We start from the raw sequence: 5,454 nt of genomic DNA on the forward strand, positions 1-5,454 counted from the left end.
CAACGCGGCCGGCGTGACGCGCGAGCGCGGCGCCTCACCGGGCCAGACGCTGGCCCGCCGCCGCGAGGTCGCCCAACGGACGTCACTCCCCCCGGCGCCCCTCGACACCCGGCTCGTCGAGGAGATCGTCCACGGCGAGGACATCCGCCGCCCGCTGCGCCTCACCCGCCCCTACCCCCGGGACGCCGTCGTCAGGGCGCTCCGCCTCCAGGCCCGCACCCCGGTGTCCTTCGGCGGCGCGAAGGAACGCGTGGCCGCTCTCCGCCTCACGGCAACCGACGCCGACGTGTCGATCGGCGACGGCCCGGAGGTGACCGGACCCGCGCTGTCCCTGCTGCTCGCGCTCTCGGGACGGCGTGTGGCCCTCGACGACCTGCACGGACGGGGCGATGCGATGAGTCTGCTCGCCCGCCGCCGTCCTACCTGGTGAACCCCGAGGAACTGGAGGCATGAGATGAGCAGCACCAGCCGCGTCACCCAGGTGGCCACGGTCGCGATCCGCGTCACCGACCAGCGCAAGGCGACCGCGTTCTACGTCGACGAACTCGGCTTCGAAATACGCCGGGACGTCCCCTTCGGTACCGGCCGCTGGATCGAGGTGGCCCCGCCCGGAGCGGCGACGACTGTCGCGCTCGTTCCCGAAGGCGTCCCGGCCGGCATCCGCCTGACGACCCGCGACGCCGACGCCGACCACGCGGACCTGCGCGCACGGGGCGTCGACGCGGACGAGGAGGTCGTACGGATGGGTCCCGGGGTGCCGCCGATGTTCGCCGTGCGGGACCCCGACGGCAACAGCCTCATCCTCGTCGAGGGCCCCTGAACCGGCCCTACCGGGCGAGGGCCGTGGCGACCTCGTCGAGGCGTGCCCCGCGTGAGGCTTTGACGAGGACCACGTCGCCGTCGGTGAGGCGGGCGCGCAGCCAGTCGACGGCCGTGGGGTTGTCGGGCAGCGCGACGGCCCGCTCTCCCGCGCCGTCGGCGATGGCCCGGCCGGCCTCGCCGACCGTGACCACCAGGTCGGCGCGGCCGGCGGCGTACGCGCCCACGGCGTGGTGCTCGGCCTCGCTGGTGGCGCCGAGTTCGAGCATCGCGCCGAGGACGGCGATACGGCGCGTGCCCTCGATCGCCGCGAGGGCGTCCAGGGCGGCGCGGGTCGAGTCGGGGTTGGCGTTGTAGGAGTCGTCGAGCAGGGTCGCACCGCCGGGTAGGGGACGCAGATCCATGCGCCCTCTGGACAGTGACGCGGTGGACAGGGCCGCCGCGGCCACGTCGAGGGGGAGGCCGGCAGCGAGGCCGGCCGCTGTCGCCGCCGCCGCGTCGAGGGCCTGGTGGGCGCCCGTGAACGGCAGCGTGACGGGGGCCGAGGCGTCGGCGGTGCGCAGAGTGAACGAGGGGCGGCCGAGCCGGTCCAGCGTCGGGCCGAGCACCCGTACGTCGGCGTGCCGCGCCCGGCCGAAGGTCAGCACCGGGCCGTCGGCGAGGGAGCGCATCGCGGCCACCCGCGGATCGTCGGCGTTGAGGACGGCGGTGCCGCCCGGCGCCAGGCCCCGTACCAGTTCGCCCTTGGTCTCGGCGATGGCCCGGCGCGAGCCGAACTCGCCGAGGTGGGCCCGGCCGACGTTGAGGACGACGGCGATGTCGGGCGCGACCAGGCGGGTGAGGTGGGCGATGTCGCCGAGGTGGCGGGCGCCCATCTCCAGGACGAGGAACCGGGTGCGCGCCGGCGCGCAGCATGGTGAGCGGGACGCCGAGTTCGTTGTTGAGGGAGCCGAGGGTGGCCGTCGTCGGGGCGCTGCCCGACAGGACGGCCGCCAGCAGGTCCTTGGTCGTGGTCTTGCCCTGCGAGCCGGTCACCCCGACGACGGTCAGCCGGTCGCGCAGCCGGGCCACGACATGGGCGGCGAGCGCCTGGAGCGCGGCCCGGACGTCCTCGACGACGACCGTGGGCAGCGGCGTGGGCTTCGAGCCGAGCACCGCGACCGCGCCGGCCCGGCCGGCCTGGACGGCGTAGTCGTGACCGTCGGCGTGCTCGCCGGCGAAGGCCACGAAGAGGCCGCCGGGCTCGGCCTGCCGGCCGTCGAGCACGGCCGGCGCGGTCACGGTCACGGTGCTGTCGCCCACGGCCGTCCCGCCGACGACGGCGGCGATGTCGCCGAGGCCGAGCGGGATCGTGCCCAGGGAGGCTGGTTCGCTGGAGGTCATGGCCCCAGTCAAGGCGGCGCGGTGTTGCCGCCGCGTACGCGGATTCCGATAGGCCGGCGATACGGTCCCGCCGGCGGCCCGGGTCAGCCGTGGCTCACCGGGGTGATGGGAAAGTCGAAGTAGGTGTCCGGATAGGGCTCGTCGACGAGGGTGTAGTGCCACCACTCGCAGTCGTAGGACCGGAATCCGCAGCGCTCCATCACGGACCGCAGACGTGCGCGGTTCTCCGCCTCGATCCGCGTGATCCCCGCCGCTCCGTGATGGGAGACGGGATCCATCAGGTCATGGTCACCGCCCATCGGAGCGAGGTCGCCGGTGGCCAGGTGGAAGAGCGTCAGATCGACCGTGCTGCCCCGGCTGTGCCCCGATTCGGCGGCCACGTACCCCTGCTCGAACATCGCCGCCCGGTCGAGGTTCGGGTAGTGCCGCGACCTGGTCCGGCCGTCCTCGGGCTGCCGCGCCCAGCGCAGGAAGCAGTCCACGGCGCGCTGCGGCCGGTAGCAGTCCCACAGGAGCAGGCCGAAGCCGTGGGACGCGGCCTCCTCGCGCGCCTCGCCGAGCGCCACGCTCACCGCCCTGGTGCCGACGACGCGATTCGCGAGGTATCCGTCCACCGGTCTGCCGGTGAAGTTGTCCCAGGTGGCGTACTTGGCGTCCCAGCGGATACCGGGGACGAACTCGTCCAGGAAAACGAAGTCGTCCTTCACCGGCCGCTCCCCTCCAGCGCAAGCGCCACCATCCTGTCGATGACGTCGGAGAGTTGAAGGCCCGCAGCGGCCATCATGCGCGGATACCGGCTGTAGGAGGTGAGGCCGGGCAGCGTGTTCACCTCGTTGAGGACGACCGTCCCGTCGGCCGTCAGGAACAGGTCGACCCGTGCCAGCCCCCGGCAGCCCAGCGCGCGGTAGACGGCCTTCGCGGTCTCCTGGACGAGCGCCCGGGACTCCGCCGGAATGTCCGCCGGAACGATGGGCGTGGCGTTCTCCGAACCGCTCTCGGGGTCCGCCTCCTGGTGGATCCGGAAGAAACCGTGGGACAGCGCCATCCGGTCCACCTCGCCGGTCATCAGCTCCGCGCCGGTCCCCAGGATCGCGCAGCCGACCTCGCTGCCCTCGACGGCCTCCTCGACCAGGACCTTCGCGTCGTACTGCCGGGCGGCTGCGAGCGCCTCCGCGAGGTCCTCCTTCCGGGACGCCTTGGTGACACCGAAGGACGACCCCGAGCGGGCCGGTTTCACGAACACGGGATAGGTGAGCCGGCCGGCGTCGACGGGTTTGTCCGCCGTCACGGTCCGGAAGCCCGGCGTGGCGATTCCCGCGGCGCGGGCCATCAGGTAGGTGAGGGACTTGTCCATGCACAGGGCGGAACTCTGGACGTCGCAGCCCGCGTACGGGATGCCGGACAGCTCCAGCAGTCCCTGGATCGCGCCGTCCTCACCGAGTCTGCCGTGCAGCACGGGCAGCACGACGTCCAGGCCGATCGTGTCGTACCGCCCGTCCGCCAGGACGAGCAGCCCGCGTACGCCGCTGTCCGGCGACAGCGTGACCGGGCGGCACGCGCCGTTCTCCCAGTCCGGGGCGGGGCCGTCGCACAGCTTCCAGGAACCGTCCTTCGTGATCCCGATGTAGTGCGGTTCGTACCGGGCGAGGTCGAGGCTCTTCGCGACCTCCTGCGCGGACTTGACGGAGACGGGGTGTTCCTCGGAACGGCCCCCGAAGATGATTCCGACCTTCAGCCTAGCCATGCTGGTTCCTGCTTTCGAAGGTGAGGCAGTTGGTGATGGAATTCGCGATCGTGTCGCTGAGCGCGTGTTCCGTGTAATAGGCGGTGTGCGGACTGATCAGCGCGTTCGGCAGCTTCAGCAGACGCAGCAGCGTTTCGTTCTCGATGGGTTTTTCTCTGCGGTCGGCGTAGAAGACGCCTTCTTCCCCTTCGACGACATCCAGTGCCGCACCGCCCACATGGCCGCTCTCCAGCGCCGGAACGAGCGCGTCGGTGTCGATGAGGGAACCGCGTCCGGTGTTGATGACGAACGCGCCCGCTTTCAGCTGCCCGATGCGACGGTGATCGAGAAGGTGGTGCGTCTCCGGGGTGAGCGGCGTATGGAGCGTCACGATGTCGCTCAGCCGCAGCAGTTCGCCGAGAGAAACGTGACCGGCCGAGGTATCGGGGTGTTTTCCGCAGGCGAGGACACGGCAGCCGAAACCTCGTAGCCGGTCCATGACCGCCGTACCGATACGCCCCGTCCCGACGACCCCGACCGTCAGATCCCGCAGTTCCTTCCCCCGGACGGCGTTCAGCCGGAAGTCATGGTCGGCCGCGCGGAGAACGGTGGACTTCGCGTGCCGGACCGTCATCAACATCAGCATCAAGGTGTAATCGGCGACACTGTCCGGCGAATACGTGACATTCCCGACGGAAATCCCGACGTTCGCCGCGTATTCCACGTCGATATGGTTGCAGCCGATACTCCGCGTGGAGATGTACGTCACGCCGACCTGCCTGAGTGCCAGGAGCGTGGAATGCGAGATCCGCGTCTTGTGGCCGACGCTGATGCACCGGTTTCCCGACGCCAGTTCCGCATTGGTCTCGGACACCGCCGCCGCCGTGACGACCGGCGCCACACCGAAACGCGGCGCCAACTCCCGGAACAATGCCGCTTCGTCCCGCTCGCATCCGTAGGCGGTGATTCCGGTCACCGGGGCGGGGGAGAGGGGCGGCGCCGGCGACCGATTGCGGCGGGCCGCCGTTCGTGCTGGTTCGCGGTAGGACATGCCTCCAGCTAAGGCGGCGTCAAGTTGCCGGTGCGTATGCGGTTTTGGATACGGCGACCATATGCGGCCCGCAGGGGTGCGCCTCGGTTGCCGGGGCCCGAGCGACCTGCTTACGGTCCTCGGCGAGCGTCGCCGCCCGGGGTGGCGCCGCTGTCCAGCGGGCCGATGGGGGTGTCGCCGGTCCGGCGCCAGGGTTTCTCGTACCTGCCGCCGCACGTCCGGCACTCGGCTCGGAAGAGCGCGGCGGCGGGGCCCATCCGGGCGCTCGGCTCGGCGGGGTACTCGGCGTTCTGGATCCTCGCGACGAGCTGCGGGGTGGCGCAGGCACACGCGGGGATGCGGGGCGCGGGCGGCCGGGAGGAGAGGGCGGGTCCTGCGGGCGGGGCCCCGACGAAGGCGGTCCGGTAGCCGTCGACCGGCTGGTACCTGGTCCGCTTCATGACCTTCTCGAAACGCTGCCGCTCCTTCCGGCCCGGGA

At 71.7% G+C, this 5,454-nt stretch carries 4 protein-coding genes and 3 pseudogenes; 2 read left to right on the top strand and 5 right to left on the bottom strand.

Annotated features, from left to right (window positions below; translation table 11 throughout):
- A pseudogene (locus AOK24_RS39560) lies at positions 1-430 on the top strand (maleylpyruvate isomerase family mycothiol-dependent enzyme); the annotation flags it as partial.
- 24 nt (positions 431-454) lie between these two features.
- Positions 455-820, top strand: coding sequence for a VOC family protein (locus tag AOK24_RS39565; RefSeq protein ID WP_055724754.1), 366 nt, complete (start codon positions 455-457; stop codon positions 818-820).
- A gap of 7 nt (positions 821-827) precedes the next feature.
- Here AOK24_RS39565 and AOK24_RS39570 read toward each other — a convergent pair.
- From AOK24_RS39570 to AOK24_RS39590, 5 genes and pseudogenes are all read right to left on the bottom strand, one after another.
- Positions 828-2,202 (bottom strand): annotated as a pseudogene (locus AOK24_RS39570) (UDP-N-acetylmuramoyl-tripeptide--D-alanyl-D-alanine ligase).
- Positions 2,203-2,285: 83 nt separating this feature from the next.
- Entirely contained in the window at positions 2,286-2,909 is a 624-nt protein-coding gene (gene vanX, locus AOK24_RS39575) for a D-Ala-D-Ala dipeptidase VanX (RefSeq protein WP_055724755.1), read from the bottom strand.
- On the bottom strand, positions 2,906-3,946 hold the full coding sequence (vanA, locus tag AOK24_RS39580) for a D-alanine--(R)-lactate ligase (RefSeq protein ID WP_055724756.1): 1,041 nt from the start codon (positions 3,944-3,946) through the stop codon (positions 2,906-2,908). The genes vanX and vanA overlap by 4 nt, the downstream gene beginning before the upstream one ends.
- Positions 3,939-4,976, bottom strand: coding sequence for an NAD(P)-dependent oxidoreductase (locus AOK24_RS39585; RefSeq protein WP_079057230.1), 1,038 nt, complete (start codon positions 4,974-4,976; stop codon positions 3,939-3,941). The genes vanA and AOK24_RS39585 overlap by 8 nt, the downstream gene beginning before the upstream one ends.
- A 110-nt stretch (positions 4,977-5,086) precedes the next feature.
- Positions 5,087-5,454: pseudogene (locus AOK24_RS39590) on the bottom strand (competence protein CoiA); the annotation flags it as partial.

Source organism: Streptomyces niveiscabiei, from assembly GCF_001419795.1.
GTDB classification, from domain to species: domain Bacteria; phylum Actinomycetota; class Actinomycetes; order Streptomycetales; family Streptomycetaceae; genus Streptomyces; species Streptomyces niveiscabiei.

Bases quoted from the DNA above. Each gene is read 5' to 3' on its own strand.
- vanA (WP_055724756.1), bottom strand. From the start codon at position 3,946: ATGGCTAGGCTGAAGGTCGGAATCATCTTCGGGGGCCGTTCCGAGGAA.
- AOK24_RS39585 (WP_079057230.1), bottom strand. From the start codon at position 4,976: ATGTCCTACCGCGAACCAGCACGAACGGCGGCCCGCCGCAATCGGTCG.
- AOK24_RS39565 (WP_055724754.1), top strand. From the start codon at position 455: ATGAGCAGCACCAGCCGCGTCACCCAGGTGGCCACGGTCGCGATCCGC.